Genomic DNA, 18,439 nt, shown 5'->3' with positions numbered 1-18,439 from the left:
CCGAGCGTCCCGGGAGATAATCTAATACGGTTTTTCGAAGACGCCGTATAGACGAAAGCTATATATGAAGCTTCAACAACTGCGTCATTTTCTGGCGATCGTGGAGACGGGCACGCTGTCGCTGGCCGCACAGCGCTGCTATATCTCGCAGCCGTCGATGTCGGCCTCGCTGAAGAAACTCGAAAGCGATATCGGCAAGGCGCTGTTCGTGCGCCATGCCCAGGGCTTGACCCCGACGCCGACCGGGCGCGAGCTCCAGCATCACGCAGCACGCATTCTTCAGGCGGTGGAGACCGCGCGTATCAGTCTCGACGCCGAGCCGGCCGAGCTCACCGGCGAGCTGCATATCGGCGTGACCGAGACGATCTCGGCCTATCTGCTGCCGCGGGTGCTGCGCTGGCGTCGCACCATGCTGCCGGGCCTGTGTCTGCAGGTCACCGAAGACAGTATCGAAGGCCTCCAGAATCGGGCCGCCGAAGGCCGGATCGATCTCGGGCTGATGGTCACCGACAACCTGTCGCCGACCAGTGCGCTGCACTGCGATGTGCTGTTCACCTCGCCGCGGCATCTGTGGCTGTGTGCCGGCCATCCGCTGCGCCAGGCCGCGCGCGTGCGTCTTTCCGACGTCGCGGCGCATCCGTTCGTACTGCTGGAGATGGACGAGCACGTACGAACCTGGGAACGCTACTGGCGTGCGGCCGATATGACGCCCGAGATCGTTTTCCGCAGCCACTCGGTGGAAGCCGTGCGAAGCATGGTCGGCCAGAACGACGGCGTGACGATTCTTTCGGACATGGTGTTCCGGCCCTGGACCCTGGACGGGGACCATCTATCGCGCCGTCGGCTGGACGACAACGTACCGGGCATGGATATCGGCGTCATTCACGCCGGCGCGCCCAGCGCGCTTCGCCAGGCTTTCGTGACCATGCTGCGCCACAATCTGAAACGCGAAGCCATGCTCGATCAGCCCGGCTGATCGTCGCCGCAAACGGGCACGCGCGGCCGGCTGCTACCTGCGAGCGCGCCGGTGGGGTGGGCCACCGGCGGTTTCGGACCCAGCGAGCGGCCATGTTCAGCCGGCCGTGGCCTTGCGCTTGCGCTGTTATGCCGCGCCGTTTGTACGGCGCAGGCATAATACGGTTCAATAATCGCCGAAAATTCATCAGCAAAGAACGCTGCCGGTAGGCGCGCCCCGCGCATGCCAGCCCGGGTCGTTCATCGAGGTCGGGCGCTATGTCCAGTCCACGCAGACCACGGGTCAGCGTCGTGATTCCGTCGCACAACAGCGCGCGCTATCTTGGCTGCGCGATCGAAAGCGTGCTCGCCCAGACGTTGACCGATCTGGAGCTGATCGTCATCGACGACGGCTCGAGCGATGACACCATGGCCGTGGCCGCCGCCCATGACGATCCGCGCATACGGCTGGTTCGACAGGAAGCGCGGCGCGGCATCGCCGCGACCCGCAATCATGGCCTGGCCCTGGCACGCGGCGACTATATGGCCTCGCTCGATGCCGACGACTGGGCCCATCCACAGCGTCTGGCCCGCCAGGTGGCGTTTCTGGATGCCCACCGCGATCATGCAGTGGTCGGTTCGTGGGCCGCATGGATGGACGCGGACGGCCAGCCCCGTCCAGGCATCACCCGTCGACCGACACGAGCGGACGACGCGGCCGCGCAGCTGATCTTCAAAAGCTGTCTTCAGCAGCCGTCGGTGACCGGGCGCACCGACGTGCTGCGCGATATCGGCTACGACGAGACCTTCGATCTGAGTTCGGACTACGACCTCTGGGTGCGCCTGGCCGAGTATCACCGGATGACCAGCCAGCCATTGGCGCTGGTTCGCTGTCGGCGACATCCCACCAGTACCACACGCGGCAAAAGCGCCCGCGTCATCGCACGCCAGCACGCGATATTCGCCTATCAGTTCGACCGCCTCGGCATGGATTACACCGCCGCGGATCTGGACCGGCATCGGTTGATCTGGCGCTCGGGCAAGCATGCGGCACCGATGCAGGACGATGACCTGGATTGGTCCGAACAATGGCTGGCACGGCTGGCCGAGGCCAACCGGCGTACACGTTACTATCCGCTGGCGGCATTCGAGGCCGTGCTCGGACTCGGCTGGCTGCATATGTGTCGCAGTGCAGCGCGCCAGGGCGCGGTTAGCGCGCTGGCCCGGGCCGTGCGTTCGCCGCTTCGGGTATCCGCGCGGCGCGCCATCGGTCGTGAAATAGCCACTCGCTGGGTGGACCGCTCGGCCCGGCCGGCGCTGACACCAGGCCGCGGTGCACACGATGCGCCGGGTAGTTCCAGCTGATGGCAGGGGATCATTTGCCGCGCGATGCGCATGCGCCCAGACTCCGGGTGCTCATGTATCACCAGGTGGGGCCGTTCGCACGCCCGGAACAGCAGCTCGGCCTGTATTGCCATATCGACCGCTTCGCCCGGCAGATGGCTTACCTGGCGCGTCACGACATCCGGGTGATCAGCCTGTCCGAGGCCTGCCGGGGCCTGTTCGGGCAGGCACGGCTACCGGCACGCGCGGTGGTTCTGAGCTTTGACGACGGCTTCCAGAATTTCCACGATCACGCCTGGCCTGTGCTCGAAGCCCACGGCTATCCAGCCGTGGTGTACGCGGTGGCCGCACGTTTGGGCGGCCATGCCGACTGGATGAAGCCCGAGGCACCCGGCGATCAGCGGCTCATGGACGGCGCAACGCTCAGAACGCTGGCCGATGCCGGTATCGAGATCGGTTCGCATACGCTCAATCATTGTCGGCTCGGGCTCGAGCCCGAGGCCGTCCGGCACCGCGAGATTCGCGACAGCCGCGCGCGGCTGGAGGACGTGCTGGGCCGCGCGGTCGAGCATTTCGCCTATCCCTACGGCCATTACGACGCAGGTGTGCGCGAGCTCGTCGCCCAGGCCGGCTACACGAGCGCGGTGACCTGTGTGCGTGAGCGCGCCGACCGGGCGCATGACCCGTTCCAGATTCCGCGCCAGGGCATCTCCTACAAGGATGGCCGGCTGCGCTTTGCCTGGAAGATGCAGGCCGCCTATCGGCGGCCGCAAGACTAGCCGGCCGCCGGCGTGTCCTCCAGCGCGATCTCGACGGCCTGTTCGACGCCGGAGATATAACGGATATCCAGCGCGGTTCGGACGTTATCGGGAATATCGTCCTCATCACGCTTGTTGCGCTCGGGCAGCATCACGGTATGGATACCGGCCTGATGCGCGGCCAGTGTCTTTTCCTTGACGCCGCCGATCGGCAGCACCTGTCCGCGCAGGCTGATCTCGCCGGTCATGGCGACATCGGCCCGCACCTTGCGATCGGTCAGCAGCGACACCAGGGCGGTATAGAGTGCGACGCCGGCACTGGGCCCGTCTTTCTTGATCGCACCGGCGGGCACGTGAATATGAATATCCGATTTGTCGATCCGATCCTGGTCGATCCCCAGGCTTTCGGCGCGTGCCTTGACCAGGCTCAGCGCGGCCTGGGCGGATTCCTTCATCACATCGCCCAGCTGGCCGGTGATCGTGAGCCGACCCGAACCCGGCGAGCGTGAGGCCTCGACGAACAGGATGTCGCCGCCTGCCGGGGTCCAGGCCAGCCCAGTGGATACGCCGGCCACGCTGGTTCGCAGCGCGACTTCGTCGTCGATGCGACGGGCGCCCAGAATGCCGTGGAGATCCTCGGGGCCGATCGTGCCCGGGCCTGCGCCGCCTTCGGCGACCTTGACCGCGGCATGTCGTACGATCGCGCCGATCTCGCGTTCGAGATTGCGCAGCCCGGCTTCGCGGGTATAGCCGGCGATCAGGTCGTCGAGCGCGGCATCCGAAATATCGCACTGGTCGCGCGTGAGTCCGGCCTGCTCGAGCTGGCGGTCGATCAGATATCGCTTGGCGATCTGTTTCTTCTCCTCGCGCGTGTAACCCGGTACTTCGATGACTTCCATACGGTCGCGCAGCGGCCCCGGAATGGTGTCGAGCACGTTGGCCGTGGCAATGAACATGACCTTCGACAGATCGAAGGGTGTGCCGAGATAATGATCGTTGAACGAGTCGTTCTGCGACGGATCCAGCACTTCGAGCAGCGCCGAGGCCGGGTCGCCGTGGGCCGAGGCGCCTAGCTTGTCCATTTCGTCGAGCATGAACACGGGGTTGCGCGTGCCGGCACGGCGCAGCTGGCTGATGATCGAGCCCGGCATCGCGCCAACGTAGGTGCGTCGATGGCCGCGAATTTCGGATTCGTCGTGTACGCCGCCCAGCGCAGCGCGCACGAACTCCCGGTTCATCGCCCGCGCGATCGAACGGCCGAGCGAGGTCTTGCCCACGCCGGGCGGGCCGACGAAACACAGGATCGGCGCCTTGCCCTCGGGGTTGAGCTTGTGCACGGCCAGATGTTCGAGGATACGGCGCTTGATCTTGTCGAGGCCGAAATGGTCTTCGTCCAGGATGCGGCGCGATTCGGCGATATCGATCGCGTCCTCGGACAGTTTGTCCCAAGGCAGCTCGGCCATCAGCTCGAGATAGGTGCGCACCATCGAGTATTCGGCCGACGATTCGGACATGCGCTCCAGACGCTTGAGCTCACGGTCGGTCTGCTCGGCTGCATCTTCGGGCAGGTGCGCCTTGTCGAGCGCCTCGCGCAGGCGCTCGGCTTCTTCGGCGACGCTGTCGTCCTCGCCGAGTTCACGCTGGATCGAGCGCATCTGCTCGCGCAACATCGCCTTGCGCTGGTGCTCGGACAGCCGTTCCTGGGTCTGCTTGTTGATGTCGTTGGACAGCCGCATGACCTCGAGGCGGTAGTCCAGAAACGATTGCACCAGTTCCAGCCTCGGATCGAGCTCGACGGTCTCCAGAATCTGTTGCTTTTCCTTGGGCTTGAGGCCCAGATAGCCCGCGGTCGCATCAGCCAGCAGTGCCGCCGAGTCGATCGAGCCGATCGCGTTCGCCAGTTCCTGCGATGGCTGGTCCATGAGCCGGATCGCTTCCAGCGCGCGATTGCGCAGGTTGGTCATGCGGGCATCGACCTGCTTGTCGCCGTCGGCTGCGGGTTCGTCGATCCAGCGGACCTTGGCCACCAGGCCGCCGCGTTCGTCGTCGACATAGCTTTCGATCCGGAAACGCGACACACCCTGACACACCAGGTGATGGCGTCCGTCGCTGCCGGTGACATAGCGCAGGATGTTCACCGCGGTGCCGACCTTGTACAGGGCATCGCGGATATCGGCCGACTGGCCGTCGACCTGGCCATCATCAGCCCGTGTCGGGTCGGCCAGGACGAGTCCGACCGGCTGCTCGGCGCGCATGGCGCGCTGGGCGGCGTCGATCGATGGCTGGCGGTCCAGCACCACGGGCATGACCAGTTCGGGAAACAGCACCGTATCCTGCATCGGCAGAATCGCCAGCGTATCCGGCCGGGGCGGCGTCTGCCGGTTGTACACCATGGTGGTGCTCGGCCCGTCGATGACCTGCGGTTCGTCGTTGTCGAAATCGTTCATGGACTAGCGTTTTCTCAAGGTGAGATACAGACAGCCGTCGGCCAGCTCGTGGGCGGCGATGGTCAGCTGCGGCCAGGGCAGCGTGACCCGGCGCTCGAAATGGCCGTGCGGAATCTCCAGGCGGTGCAGGACCGCGTCGGCGGTGGGTGTGGGCACCCGGCGCTCGCCGGCGACGAACAGCGTATCGCCGCGGATTTCCAGATCGGTGAGGCGTTCGTCGGACACGCCGGGCAGGGCAACAATCACATACACCGCCTCGGCGGTTTCGAACACGTCTACCGGAGGCTCCCACTGCTTGCGCGGGCGATGCGTCGCACGGCGAAAGAACTGGCGCTGGATCCGCTCGGCGCGCTCCTGGCGGCGCACCGCCTCGGCCCACATCCAGCTATCGAGATCGTCTACCGACATGGCCATTCTCGTTGGAACACTCGAACCAACATAGAGGCGGTTCGGGCGCCACACAACCGCCACCGCAGACGGCCGCGCTGACCTTGTCGAACCGGACGCTACAGACCCAGCAGCCAGACCAGCAGCGGAACGAGCAGCGCCGTCAGCGCGCCGTTCAGACCCATGGCGAGTCCGGAGAACGCACCGGCGGTCTCGCTGTGTTCGAACGCCCGCGCGGTGCCGATGCCGTGCGAGGCCACGCCCAGGGCGAAACCTTTGGCAACCGGATCACGCATGCCCAGCGCTCGCAGCAACGGAATACCGATCGCGGCACCGACGATGCCGGTTAGGATCACGAATACCGCGGTCAGCGACGGGCTGCCGCCGATCTGATCGGCAATGCCCATGGCAATCGGCGTGGTCACCGATTTGGGCAGCATCGAGCGCAGCATGTCGCCGTCGAGGCCGGTCGCCCAGCCAAGCGCTACGACCGAGCCGATGGCGGTCAGACAGCCGACAGACAACGCCAGGGTGATCGCACGCCAGTGCCGGACCAGCGTACGGGCCTGGCTGGCCAGCGGTACGGCCAGCGCCACCGTCGCCGGCCCGAGTAGAAAGCTGATGAACTGCGCGCCGTCGAAATACGCCTGGTACGGGGTGCCGGTGGCTCCCAGCAGCAAGACCAGCACGATCACGCTGGTCAGTACCGGGTTGAGCAATGCGAATCCGCCGGCCGTTCGATAGAGCTGCTGGGCCAGCCAGAACACGCCGACCGTAACCGTCAACCACAGCAGCGGCTGTTCGGCGAGATAAACCCAGATTTCGGTGAGACGGCCCATGGTCAGCGCTCTGAGGGCGGCGCATCGGCGACGCGCGCGTGGCGCATCAGCCATGACAGCGTGAAGGCCGTGACGACAATCGAGATCAAAGCGCTGCCCACCAGCGTGACGCTCAGCGCGATCCAGTGATCGGCGACCGCGGCCAGATGGGTGATCACGCCAACCCCGGCCGGCACGAACAGTAGTCCCAGGTTGGCGAGAAGGCCGCGGGTGGTCGCTGCCAGTGGTTCGGGGGTGGCACCTCGCCACAACAGGCATGCGAACAGCAGCAGCATGCCGACCACCGGTCCAGGAAGCGGCAGGCCGGTCAAACGGATGACGATGGTGCCGATGAGCTGGAGTATCAGCAGGGCGGCGATGGAACCGATCATGAGGAGGGGCGCTGGGGTTTGCCGGTAGTATGCATCCGTTGCGCAGGCCCTGGCAGGCGGCGCGGTGCGCAGCGTACTCCGGCCCTGGTTGAACCCCGGCTCATGAAAAACGGGTGGACGCGGCTGCGTCCACCCGTTCGTGCCTGGCCGGCGCTGCGGCCGGAGGTGGCTACTTGAAGTAGCTGAAGGTCTCGCCCGGCTCGATACCCATCACGGATTCGTGAATGAGACGGATGACGTTCTCGACGTCTTCCCGGTGCACCATTTCCACGGTGGTGTGCATGTAGCGCAGTGCCAGGGCGATCAAGGCCGAAGGCACGCCCTCGTTGCTGTAGGCAAACGCGTCGGTGTCGGTACCTGTGGCCGGCGCACTGACCATCCGCTGGAAAGGGATCTTGTGCTTCTCGGCGGTCGCGATCAGGTGCTCGCGCAGGTTGTTCTGGATCGCCGGCGCGTAGGTGATGACCGGGCCCTCGCCGATCTTGGCGGTGCCGTGCTTCTTCTGATCGATCATCGGCGTGGTGGTGTCGTGGGTGACGTCGGTCACGATCGCGACATCCGGCTTGAGCCGGGCGGCGATCATGCCTGCGCCCTTGAGTCCGACTTCTTCCTGGACCGAGTTGACGACATAAAGCCCGAAGTCCGGTCGTTTGCCCGATTCATGGATCAGGCGGGCCACCTCGGCGATCATGAATCCGCCCATGCGGTTATCGATGGCTCGACAGACGAACTTGTCGTCGTTGAGCACCATGAAGTCGTCCGGATAGCTGACTACGCAACCGACATGGATGCCCATCTTCTCGACTTCCTCGGCATCCTTGGCGCCGACATCGACGAAGATCGACTCGACCGTTGGCGACTTCTCCTTCGTCGGGTTGCGCGTGTGAATGGCCGGCCAGCCGAATACGCCGTGCACGATGCCGTTTTTCGTATGGATGTGCACACGCTTGGACGGGGCGATCTGATGGTCGGAACCGCCGTTACGTCGCACGTAGATCAGCCCGCTGTCGGTGATGTGGTTCACATACCAGGCGATCTCGTCGGCATGGCCTTCGATGACGACCTTGTACTTCGCATCCGGGTTGATCACGCCCACGGCCGAGCCATAGGGGTCGGTGATGAACTCATCCACATAGGGCCGGAGATAGTCCATCCAGAGCTGCTGGCCCGGCTTCTCATAGCCGGTCGGCGCGGCGTTGTTCAGGTAACGCTCGAGAAAATCCAGCGAATCATCGGTGAGCAGGGATTTGTTCTTGGCCATGCGCTCGGGTCCTTGCCGGTGCGCACATGATGCGCACGTATCGTGAAATTGTGGCTGTGAATATCGGGGTGGTGAAGCGCGCCTTCAAGGCGAGACACTGTATCGGCAAAGCCCGTGCCCCGTCGGCTAAAGCCCACTTTGGCTCCGGCTCGCCCCGCAGGCACTCGCGATCCAGCCGATCGGCCTCGGCGCGGCCGGTTATCGGTCGTCGCTCACCTGTTCGCAGCGATCGATGATCCGGTCGCTGTCGGTATCGGTAAACAAGGCGGTCGCGCCCGGGCCGCTGCCCTTGGTCCACCATTCGCGGCTGTCGCCGATATAGCGTGCGCCGTCGGCCGACATCGCGATACGCAGATCGTAGGATTTATTGCCATAGCTCACTTCGGCCGCGGTCGCATCGGGATAGCGCGCGCGTGCCGTCTCGCCGCTCTGGCAGCGGTACTCGATCGGATCGAGCTGGCTCGGCGACGGCGCCTTGGTCGCATCGTCCGGCCGCGCGGGCAAGGTATAGGGCGCACAGCCGGCCAGAACGGTCGTGCCGGCGACGAGCATGGCCGGTGCCAGGGTCTTCAGCATGGGGTATCCAGAAATAAATACAGCCGCAGAGGATCGCATATCGCGGCCTGCGTGGGCATGTCGTGTCGATCGTTGGTAAATACGTGATAATCGATGCATAGGATGTCAGCCGCCCTCGGGCGAGGATTTTTATCGTGACGCGCACTCGCAAAATGGGGTTGGGCCTGCTGGGTCTGCTGGCGGTGCTGATCGTCGGGCTCGTGCTGGTGCTGGCTTTTTTCGACTGGAATCGGCTCAAGCCAACGGTCAACACACGGGTCTCGGCGGCCATCAATCGGCCGTTCGAGATACGCGGCGACCTGGGTCTGGACTGGGAACGTCCGGAGAACGCGAAAGGTCTGGCCGCCTGGGTGCCATGGCCGCATATACATGCCGAAGACGTGAACGTGGGCAACCCCAAGGACTTCGACGACGGCCGCATGGCGCATATCGACCGGATCGATGCGTGGCTGTCGCCTGTGCCGTTGCTCTCGCAGCGGGTCTCGATTCCACGCATACGGCTGGCCGGCGCCGATGCCGATCTGATCCGCCGGGCCGACGGTCGGGACAACTGGACGTTCGACATGGCCGGTGACGAGACCGCCGACGCGTCGTCCGAGCCGTCGAACTGGACGGTCTCGATGGATGCGCTGGTCTTCGATCAGGCCAAGGTCCGGTTCCGCGACGCCACGCTGGACGCGGATTTCCGTATCACCGTCGATCCGTTGGGAAAGGCCGTGGCGTTTTCCCAGGTCATCGGCCAAACCGGGGACGACGGTTCGGCGGCGGCCGATATCGACGACTTCGTCTTCGGCTGGCAGATCGACGGCCGCTACAAGGGCGCACCTTTGTCCGGCAGCGGCAAGGTCGGCGGCGTGCTTGCCCTGCAAAGCGCCGACCGGCCATTTCCGGTGGCTGCGGATATCCGCTCGGGCTCGACCCGGGTGCAGATCGCGGGGACGGTCGAACAGCCGCTGGATTTCGGTGGTGCCGATCTGACACTGTCGTTTTCCGGGCAGAGCCTGGATAACCTCTACCGGCTGACCGGCGTCACCCTGCCGGCGACACCGCCGTATGCGACCGAAGGCCAATTGTCGGTACGTTTCGACCCGATCAAGGGATCGCGCTTCGCCTACCGGAAATTCAGCGGCCATATCGGCGATAGCGATATCGCCGGCGATCTGGTGTATCGACAGGGCGCGCCGCGGCCGAAGCTCACTGGCGAACTCGTGTCCAAACAGCTGCGTTTTGCGGATCTGGCGCCCTTGATCGGTGCCGATTCCAATACCGACAAGGCCGCCCGCGGCGCCGAGACGCGTCAGCCAAGCGACAAGGTATTGCCGGTCGAGCCGTTCAAGACCGATCGCTGGGGCGATATGGACGCCGACGTCAAGTTCACCGCGCAACGGATCGAGCACGGTGACAGCCTGCCTTTGACCGATCTGTACACCCACGTCGAGCTCGACAACGCCACGCTGCTGCTCGACCCGCTGCGTTTCGGCGTGGCCGGCGGCCAGCTCAACACCACGCTGCGTCTGGAGGGGGACAAGACACCGATGGCCGGGCGGGTGGACATGCACGCTCGTCGCATGCAGCTGGACCAGATCGTGCCGGCGGTGGATGCACTCGATGGAAGCCTCGGTCAGATCAACGGCGATGCTACCTTCAGTGGCACTGGCAACTCCGTCGCGGCGCTGCTGGGCGGCGGGGACGGCCGTTTGACGCTGCTCATCGATCGCGGCGCGATCAGCCGCAACCTGATGGAACTGGCCGGGCTGAACGTCGGCAACTATATCGTCGGCAAGCTGTTCGGCGACGAGCAGGTACGGATCAACTGCGCCGCGGCGGATATTCCGATCGAGAACGGTCTGGCCACACCGAACCTGTTTGTCTTCGATACCGAGAACGCGATCATCAACGTCACCGGCGAAACCGATTTCGGCGACGAGACGCTGGATCTGACCATCACGCCCAAGAGCAAGGGGCCTCGACTGTTCACCCTGCGCTCGCCTCTGTATCTGCGCGGCACGTTCGCCGAGCCGTCTCCCGGGGTCAAGGCCGCGCCGCTGCTGGCACGCGGGGCGGCTGCGGTGGCGCTGGGCGTGGTGGCCACGCCGGTCGCGTCGTTGCTGGCACTGGTCTCGCCTACCAGCGGCGAAGAGAACCAGTGCGCGCCGGTGATCGCCCAGCTCAAGGCCGCCGAGAAGCAATCCGGCGGCGATTGAGCGTACAACGCCGAACCGGCGCGATCAGCGTCGCTGGTTGGGCCGGTGCATGCGAAACAGCGCGTCGGCGCGGATTTCGAAATAATCGGCCGGCCCGCCGCCGCGCAGGATGGGCGCGGCCGCTGCGGTGTCGTAGATGCCATCGACCAGCAGTGAGCGGGCGATATGAACGCCCACGACTTCGCCGAGCACCAGCCAGGTATCGGTCTGGCTGCCGTCGGCCCCGGTCAGGCGCACCAGCTGGCTGAGCCGGCATTCGAACGAGACCGGCGCCTCGGCGACCCGAGGCGCGGCGATCGTGCGCGCCGCGATCGGCGTCAGCCCCGCTAGTTCGAATTCGTCCACGTCCGGATCGACGGCTTCGCAGCTGGCGTTCATGGCTTCGGCAAGCGCGCGCGTGGCCAGGTTCCAGCAGAATTCGCCGGTCCGCTCGATATTGGCCACGCTGTCCTTGTAGCCGACGCTGGCGAAACCAACGATCGGCGGCGTGTAATTGAACGCGTTGAAGAAGCTGTAGGGCGCGAGATTGCGCAGGCCATGTTCGTCGGCCGACGAAACCCAGCCGATCGGTCGCGGGGCGACGATCGCGTTGAACGGATCATGGGGCAGTCCGTGTCCGGCTTTCGGTTCATAGAAATGCGTGTCGTCGGCCATGAGAGCTCCGTAGCAGTGCGCCCCTTATACGCCGTCGCCGGGCGCCGTAGCGCCGGGCTTTTCGGGCAGGCGGGTCGAATGAAAGGTCATGTTCGCAGGCTCAGTCGTGTTGATCGAGCCGGTCGAGGATATGTTCGGCAATCGGCATGGCCGAGGTCGCCGCCGGCGACGGGGCGTTGGCCACGTGCAGCGTGCGCGGGGTGTCGACGAACAGGAAATCGCCGACCAGGGCGCCATCCCGTGTGACCGCCTGGGCTCTCACGCCGGCCGGGTGCGGTTCCAGATCCTGGAGCGTCAGCGAAGGGCAGTAGCGCTGTACCCGCGCCAGGTATCGACGCTTGGAGGCTGAATCGGCCAGTTCGCTGATGCCTGGGCGGATATGGCCGGCGAGCATGCGCCGGATGCCGGCAAAGGCGAGCAGGCGCGTGGTCTCGAGGAGGTCGATATCGCGCCAGCGGTAGCCTTCACGGGCCAGCGCCAGCACCGCATTGGGGCCGATGGTGATCGTGCCGTCGATCATCGGCGTCAGGTGGACCCCGAGAAACGGCATCGACGGATCGGGCACCGGGTAGATCAGATGCTGGACCAGGTTCGATCGGGGCGCGGCCAGGCGATAATACTCGCCGCGGAACGGACAGATGCGGAAATCCGGCTCGATACCGAGCATGGCCACCAGACGATCGGCCATGAGCCCGGCACAGGCGACCAGCCGGCGTGTATGGAACGCGCCCTGCGGGGTTTCGACGACCACTTCGCTGGCATATTCGGACAGCCCGGTGACCGGGCAATCGGTAACGATCTCGCCGCCGGCCGTGGTGAACTCGGCGGCCAGTGCTGCCCCGACCGCGCGATAGTCGACGATACCGCTGCTGGGCACGCGGATTGCCGCCACGCCGTGCACCGCCGGCTCGCATTCGGCCAGCGCATCGCCGCTCAGCCACTCGCGTTCCAGGCCGTTGCGGCCGATCCGCTCCCACAGATCGGCCAGACCGGCACGCTCGGATTCGTCGGCGGCGACCAGTAGCTTGCCGGGCACACGGTAGGGGATGTCGTGGGCGTCGCACAGGGCCCGCGTGGCCCGATTGCCGGCCGTACAAAAGCGTGCCTTCATCGAGCCCGGGGGGTAGTAGACCCCTGCATGGATGACACCGGAATTGTGCCCGGTCTGATGCGCCGTCAGCACCGCTTCCTTTTCCAGCAGCACGACGCGGGCATCCGGCGTGCGGCGCAGTCGTTCGCGCGCGGTCGCCAGGCCGACGATGCCGCCGCCGATGATCAGACAGTCGTACATGGGCTGATTGTAAACGCGCGGCGTCCGAGACGCGCCAGGGCGTGTCGCAAGCCGATGCGACGGTCGGCGCAGCGATGGGCCGGGGCCTCGGCTGGCAGTCGGCACGATTCGATCTGCCGGGGCCGCCGGCCGCTAGTGGCGATGCGTCGGCCCGAGCAGGGAGGCTTCGGTGAGATCGAGGTCGGCCAGGATTCGGCGCAGGGTCTCGTCATTGATATCCGCATTCTGGCGCAGCCGGTAGAGTTCCTCGCGCTCGGCGCGCAGGGCGGTCAGCCGCAGCTGTTTTTCAATATCGAAGCCGCGCCGGATACGCCGGCTGTCCTCGGCATCGTTGTCCGGGTCCAGACGTGGCTTGTAGCCCGCCATGACCCGTGCACTGACCTCGGCATGGAGCGTGCTGTCCGGATCTTCGGCGTCCTGGGTGTGTCGCTTCTGTTCGGCCTCAAGCGCCTTGATCGCCTCGCGTGCGGCCTGTGTTCGCGCATGGCGTTCCTCGCGTGCACGCGGATCGTCGTCGGGTAGCTTGACCGAACGCAACAGCGGCGGCAGACAGAGGCTGCCCAGGGTCAGCGAGGTGAGGATCACCCCAGCCGCGATGAACACGAGCACGCCGCGCGCGGGAAACGCGGTGCCGTCCTCGACCGCCAGCGGCAGCGACAGCACCGCGGCCAGCGTGATCGCGCCGCGTACGCCGGCCAGCGTGGTGATCGCGATGATCCGGGTGCTCAGGCGCGGTGTATCGCGATTCTTGAGCCGTGCCCGCAGCAGCATCAGGCGCAGAAGTACCCAGATCCAAAGATAGCGCGTCACCAGCAGGACGCCGGTGATCGCGGCGATGAACAGGCCCAGGTGCCACCAGCCGCCGTCGCCGATCTCGCGCATGCTGTCTGACGCGTGGCCGAGGATCTTGGGCATCTGAAGGCCGAGCAGGACGAAGACGATGCCGTTGAACACGAACTCCAGGATCGACCAGAGGCTGTTGGTCTGCATGCGCGTGGCGAGTTCGCCGCGCAGGGTGTTGACGCTGTTGAGCGTCATGCCGGCGGCGACTGCGGAGAGAATGCCCGACACGCCCAGCGATTCGCCCAGCAGGTAGGCCGCGAACGGGATCAGCATCAGCAAGGCGACATGGCTGCTGGTGTCATCGGCTCGCCACCGGGTCAGATACCGGCGTACCTGCGAAAAGCTCCAGGCCAGGCCAACGCCGGTGGCCAGTCCGCCGGCCGCGATCAGCACGAAGCTCAGGGTCGCATCGGCGAGAGAGAAACTGCCGGTCAGCGCGGCGGCGATCGCGAACCGGAGCGCGACCAGGCCGGAGGCATCGTTCATCAGGGCCTCGCCTTGCAGGATGTGCAAAAGCCGGGGCGGGAACGGGGCGCCGCCGGAAATCGCCGACACCGCCACCGCATCGGTCGGCGACAGCACCGCGCCCAGGGCGAAACCCGCGGCGAGCGGGACAGCGGGAATCATCCAGTGCACGAAGTATCCCACCAGAACCACGGTGACCATCACCAGGCCCAGCGCCAGCGCGGCGATGGGCACGCCCAGGCGCCGGAATTCGCGTCGCGGCATGCGCCAGCCGTCGGCGAACAGCAGTGGAGGGATGAACAGCACGAAGAACAGTTCGGGATCCAGTGACACATGCAGCCCGAAGCCCGGCAGGGCCAGGCCCGCGCCGATCGCGATCTGGACCAGCGGCTTGGGCAGGGCGATCGGCAGAAGGCCCATGAGCACACCGGACAGCGCGACCGTCAGCAACAGAATCAGACTGGTGAAGACGATATCCAACCGCAGCATCCGACGAAGGTCGCGGCGCGCTCGGACGAGGCGGCGACCGGGTGAACAACCGCCGCTATTGTGCCCTATACAGAAAGATCGGGCGCGCGGCGCGGTGCCGTTGGCCGGTCACATCGAGCTGCGGGTGTGCAGCCCCGCGCACACTCGCACCCCGAACTGTCACCGGCCGGGGAGGGCGGTATCATCGAAGCCGGTTTGGTTGAACGATGACAACTGTATGGACGACTACGCACAACGCGCATTGGCGAAATGGCCCAACGTGCCGTCGCTGTTCGGCTGGCTCGGCCTGACTCGCAAGGGTGAATGGCTGATCCAATCCGAGCGCATCACGCATCCGCGCATCGTCGATGCGATCGCCCGCAACTATGACCGCGACGAGCACGGTCGCTGGTTCTTCCAGAACGGGCCGCAGCGAGGGTATGTGGCGCTTGAATACACGCCGCTCGTCGCCCGGGTCCAGGCCGACGATTCGCTGGTCGCTCATACCGGCCGCGCCATCGACACCGCCGATGCGCTCTATCTGGACGAGGACAGCGCCGCGGTGCTCGATACGCCGGCCGGCGCCGTGCTTATCCAGGGCGCGGATCTGGCCTGGGTGCTGGCCCGGCTGCACCCCGCCGAAGGCGAGCTGGACGACACCGAGCTCGAAAGGGCGTTGACCCTGCCCGGCGGCACGCGCACCGCGCTGACGTTCGACTTCGCCGGGCAGCGGCTGCCGGTCCATCGGGTGGATGCAGCCGACATGGCCGCCACGCTTGGCTTCGTGGCCGAGCCCGAGCCCCTTGCGGACGAGGCCGGTGGTTGATCCCGGTCAAGCTGCTATCGTGCGGTGCTCATTCATAGCCGTCAGGTATGCCCATGAGCCAACCGATCAGCCAGTTTCCTGTCCCCGAGGTCGCCGACCTGCCCGAGGACATCCGTGAACGCATCCTCACCGTCCAGGACAAGGCCGGATTCGTGCCCAACGTGTTCTGGGCGCTGGCCCACCGGCCCGATGAATTTCGTGCGTTCTTCGCCTACCACGACGCGCTCATGGAAAAGGACAGCGGTCTGACCAAGGGCGAGCGCGAAATGATCGTGGTGGCGACCTCGGGCATCAACCAGTGCCAGTACTGTGTCGTTGCCCACGGTGCGATCCTGCGGATCCGTGAGGCCAATCCGTTGATCGCCGACCAGCTGGCCTCCAACTACCGCAAGGCCGACATCACCGCGCGCCAGCGCGCCATGCTCGATTTCGCCGTGAAGATCTCGACCGCCGCCCACACCGTGGAGGCCGCGGATCGCGAGCCGCTCTACGCCCATGGCTTTAGCGACGACGACATCTGGGACATCGGCGCGATCTCGGCGTTCTTCGGCCTGTCCAACCGCATGGCCAACCTCACCGCGATGCGGCCGAACGACGAGTTCTACCTGATGGGCCGTCTTGCGCCCGAGGACAAGGGCTGAGCCGGGCATGGCCAAGGTATATCACTGGGCCGGGCTGACCGGCCCCGAACTCGCTGCCTTGGCCGGCCCGTCCTGTGTAGCCGTGCTGCCGATCGCGGCGATCGAGCAGCACGGCGCCCATCTGCCGCTGGCCACCGACGTGATCATCGGTGACGGGCTGTTGCAGGCGGCCCTGGCGGGTCCGGCGGCAACCGACGCGCCGCGGCTGGTGCTGCCGAGCCTGGCGCTGGGCGCAAGCCTCGAGCATACCGGGTTCGCCGGTACGATCAGTCTGTCGGCCGAAACCGCCATGGCGACCATCGAGTCGGTCGGCACCGCGCTGGCACGCGCCGGTATTCGGCGGTTAATGCTGTTCAACAGTCACGGCGGCAACAAGGCCGTCGTCGATCTGGCTGCGCTCAAGCTGCGGGCCGCGCATCGCATGCTGGTCGTCAAGGCGAATTATTTCCGATTTGCACCGCCTGCCGACGCGCTGCCGGCCGCCGAGCTCGCCCACGGTCTGCATGGGGGGGCGCTTGAGACGTCGCTGATGCTGCATTTCGCCGCCGATCAGGTTCGTATGGACCGCGCGGGCGATGCCGTTTCACTGGGCGCGCGCATGGCCGAGCACGGTGCGCGGCTGGGGCCCGAGGGCGATGCCGGCTTTGCGTGGATGGCGCAGGATCTGCACCCCGGCGGCGTAACCGGCAACGCGCGACTGGCCAGCGCCGAGTGCGGTGCGCGCCTGTGCCGGCATTTCGCCGGCCGGCTGGCGGAGTTGATCGACGAGACGGCCCGTTTCGATCTGGCGGCACTGGCTTAGCGCAGGCAGCTCGTGCCCGGACCGGGTCGTCATCGCGGCCCGAAGCGGACGCTTGCCAGACCCCGTGCGCCGGTCCGCCACCGAGCCGGCTCGGCGTCCTACGGCCAATGCGATCCCCGGTACACACCGCCGGACCGATGCCGTACACGCGCTACCGCGGCGGCGCCGGATGCGGGCGCTCTGCCGGGGTCGCGTCTTCCTCCTGAGTGGCCGGGCCCAGCACATGTTCGAGCCAGTGGCCGCCGCGAACCGCCTTGGCGGTCAGATAGCGGCGGTTCTGGACGGTCAGACGCCCGTATATGCCGCTGCGCTGGACCACGGTGACGCCGCCCTGGCTCATGGCTTGGATCTTGGTGGGATTGTTGGTCAGCAGCTCGATCCGGCGGATCTCCAGTTGGGCGAGCATCTCGAGTGCGACATTGTATTCGCGCTCGTCGTCGCCGAAGCCCAGCACCTGATCGGCGTCCATGGTATCCAGGCCTTCGTCCTGCAGGCTGTAGGCGCGCAGCTTGTTGGCCAGGCCGATACCGCGACCCTCCTGGGCGAGGTAGAGCAGCACGCCGCCGCCGCATTCAGAGATACGAGCCACGCTCGTGCGCAGCTGCTCGCCGCAATCGCAGCGTAGACTGCCGAACAGATCGCCGGTCAGACACGCCGAGTGCAGCCGTACCGGCACCGCTTCGGACCAGTCGGCCGGGTCGCCGATCACCAGCGCGACATGCTCTCGGAGTCCGTCGGCTTCACGAAACAGCACGAAGCGCGTCCGCTCGGATTCGGCCAGCGGCACGTCGGCGGCACTGATACGCCGAAGGAACCGCGGGGCGCCGGCTTCATAGGCGGCGACCGCGGCGGTGTCGATAGCCAGCAGTTCGCCACTGGCGACGCGGGCGGTGATCTCGCGCGCGCGCTCGGGTGCGACTTCGGCGGTAACGGCCGCCGGGATGAGCAGCCCGCGACGCATGAGCGTCAGCGCCGCGTCGTCTGGGGCCTCTGTTGCAATTGGCCCGCGATCCGGCAGGGTGTCTCGCGGTGTACGCGCACACGCCCACTCGACCACGGTCTCCGCGCTGTCGCGGTCGTCCAGGGGCAGGCGTGCGGCGGGCGTGTCGACCGTCAGCCCCAGACGCGCCAGCCGGTGCTGCGAGACGACCAGACGCGGCGCGCCTTGGGCGTCGTCGCGCAACCGTGCGAGCACGTCGTCGTCGAGACCTTCCAACGGTGCGACCAGTATCCGGCCCTCGGGGGCGTCGATCAGCACGGTCAGACCGCGCCGCAAATCGAAGATCGCTCGTTCTACCTGTCGCATGG

The 18,439-nt window shown here is 66.1% G+C and carries 17 protein-coding genes; 7 read left to right on the top strand and 10 right to left on the bottom strand.

The genetic code is table 11. The annotated features are described in order from the left end of the window. Window positions 1-64 precede the first annotated feature (64 nt). The 3 genes from T31B1_RS09470 to T31B1_RS09460 all read left to right on the top strand — a co-directional run bounded on the left by T31B1_RS09470 (window position 65) and on the right by T31B1_RS09460 (window position 3,077). The gene (locus tag T31B1_RS09470) at window positions 65-976 is read left to right on the top strand and encodes a LysR substrate-binding domain-containing protein (RefSeq protein ID WP_353249237.1); all 912 of its coding nucleotides are present in this window, start codon (window positions 65-67) and stop codon (window positions 974-976) included. A gap of 257 nt (window positions 977-1,233) precedes the next feature. Next, on the top strand, window positions 1,234-2,319 hold the full coding sequence (locus T31B1_RS09465; protein ID WP_353249236.1) for a glycosyltransferase family 2 protein: 1,086 nt from the start codon (window positions 1,234-1,236) through the stop codon (window positions 2,317-2,319). Beyond that, window positions 2,319-3,077: a polysaccharide deacetylase family protein gene (locus tag T31B1_RS09460; protein WP_353249235.1), complete on the top strand. Its 759-nt coding sequence runs from the start codon at window positions 2,319-2,321 to the stop codon at window positions 3,075-3,077. The genes T31B1_RS09465 and T31B1_RS09460 overlap by 1 nt, the downstream gene beginning before the upstream one ends. On the opposite strand, the gene lon is transcribed toward T31B1_RS09460, so the two are convergent. From lon to T31B1_RS09430, 6 genes are all read right to left on the bottom strand, one after another. Next, window positions 3,074-5,503, bottom strand: a complete 2,430-nt coding sequence (gene lon / locus T31B1_RS09455; RefSeq protein ID WP_353249234.1) for an endopeptidase La — start codon at window positions 5,501-5,503, stop codon at window positions 3,074-3,076. The genes T31B1_RS09460 and lon overlap by 4 nt on opposite strands. Before the next feature lie 3 nt (window positions 5,504-5,506). After that, on the bottom strand, window positions 5,507-5,911 hold the full coding sequence (locus tag T31B1_RS09450; RefSeq protein WP_353249233.1) for an Hsp20/alpha crystallin family protein: 405 nt from the start codon (window positions 5,909-5,911) through the stop codon (window positions 5,507-5,509). Between the two features lie 98 nt (window positions 5,912-6,009). Further along, a complete protein-coding gene (locus tag T31B1_RS09445; RefSeq protein ID WP_353249232.1) occupies window positions 6,010-6,729 on the bottom strand; it encodes an LrgB family protein in 720 nt (239 codons plus the stop codon). 2 nt (window positions 6,730-6,731) lie between these two features. Beyond that, window positions 6,732-7,100 (bottom strand): CidA/LrgA family protein, encoded by a 369-nt coding sequence (locus tag T31B1_RS09440; RefSeq protein WP_353249231.1) that lies wholly within the window; start codon window positions 7,098-7,100, stop codon window positions 6,732-6,734. A gap of 169 nt (window positions 7,101-7,269) precedes the next feature. Further along, window positions 7,270-8,361, bottom strand: a complete 1,092-nt coding sequence (locus T31B1_RS09435) for a M42 family metallopeptidase (RefSeq protein ID WP_353249230.1) — start codon at window positions 8,359-8,361, stop codon at window positions 7,270-7,272. 198 nt (window positions 8,362-8,559) lie between these two features. Continuing rightward, window positions 8,560-8,937 (bottom strand): MliC family protein, encoded by a 378-nt coding sequence (locus T31B1_RS09430; protein WP_353249229.1) that lies wholly within the window; start codon window positions 8,935-8,937, stop codon window positions 8,560-8,562. A 134-nt stretch (window positions 8,938-9,071) separates the two neighbouring features. Between T31B1_RS09430 and T31B1_RS09425 the strand changes: the two genes are divergently transcribed. Continuing rightward, entirely contained in the window at window positions 9,072-11,141 is a 2,070-nt protein-coding gene (locus tag T31B1_RS09425; protein ID WP_353249228.1) for an AsmA family protein, read from the top strand. A 24-nt stretch (window positions 11,142-11,165) separates the two neighbouring features. On the opposite strand, the gene T31B1_RS09420 is transcribed toward T31B1_RS09425, so the two are convergent. The 3 genes from T31B1_RS09420 to T31B1_RS09410 all read right to left on the bottom strand — a co-directional run bounded on the left by T31B1_RS09420 (window position 11,166) and on the right by T31B1_RS09410 (window position 14,874). After that, on the bottom strand, window positions 11,166-11,795 hold the full coding sequence (locus tag T31B1_RS09420; protein WP_353249227.1) for a flavin reductase family protein: 630 nt from the start codon (window positions 11,793-11,795) through the stop codon (window positions 11,166-11,168). A gap of 100 nt (window positions 11,796-11,895) precedes the next feature. Continuing rightward, window positions 11,896-13,086 (bottom strand): L-2-hydroxyglutarate dehydrogenase, encoded by a 1,191-nt coding sequence (gene lhgD / locus T31B1_RS09415; protein ID WP_353249226.1) that lies wholly within the window; start codon window positions 13,084-13,086, stop codon window positions 11,896-11,898. A 132-nt stretch (window positions 13,087-13,218) separates the two neighbouring features. Next, complete coding sequence (locus tag T31B1_RS09410) at window positions 13,219-14,874, bottom strand: Na+/H+ antiporter (protein WP_353249225.1); 1,656 nt, start codon at window positions 14,872-14,874, stop codon at window positions 13,219-13,221. A 226-nt stretch (window positions 14,875-15,100) separates the two neighbouring features. Between T31B1_RS09410 and T31B1_RS09405 the strand changes: the two genes are divergently transcribed. From T31B1_RS09405 to T31B1_RS09395, 3 genes are read left to right on the top strand one after another with little or no spacing between them, the layout of a single operon-like run. Then, the gene (locus T31B1_RS09405) at window positions 15,101-15,688 is read left to right on the top strand and encodes a DUF2946 family protein (RefSeq protein WP_353249224.1); all 588 of its coding nucleotides are present in this window, start codon (window positions 15,101-15,103) and stop codon (window positions 15,686-15,688) included. Between the two features lie 53 nt (window positions 15,689-15,741). Then, complete coding sequence (locus tag T31B1_RS09400; RefSeq protein WP_353249223.1) at window positions 15,742-16,329, top strand: peroxidase-related enzyme; 588 nt, start codon at window positions 15,742-15,744, stop codon at window positions 16,327-16,329. Window positions 16,330-16,336: 7 nt separating this feature from the next. Next, window positions 16,337-17,131 carry a creatininase family protein gene (locus T31B1_RS09395; RefSeq protein ID WP_353249222.1) on the top strand — a complete coding sequence of 265 codons (795 nt, stop codon included), beginning with the start codon at window positions 16,337-16,339 and terminating at the stop codon, window positions 17,129-17,131. A gap of 151 nt (window positions 17,132-17,282) precedes the next feature. Here the strand turns inward: T31B1_RS09395 and T31B1_RS09390 are convergent, their stop codons facing one another. Then, entirely contained in the window at window positions 17,283-18,437 is a 1,155-nt protein-coding gene (locus T31B1_RS09390) for a GTP cyclohydrolase II (RefSeq protein ID WP_353249221.1), read from the bottom strand. Window positions 18,438-18,439 lie beyond the last annotated feature (2 nt).

The sequence above is a fragment of the Salinisphaera sp. T31B1 genome (assembly GCF_040361275.1).
In the GTDB taxonomy this organism is placed as follows: Bacteria; Pseudomonadota; Gammaproteobacteria; order Nevskiales; family Salinisphaeraceae; genus Salinisphaera.
Note: the sequence above shows the minus strand (reverse complement) of the source record. Positions and strands in the feature narration are given on the sequence as shown.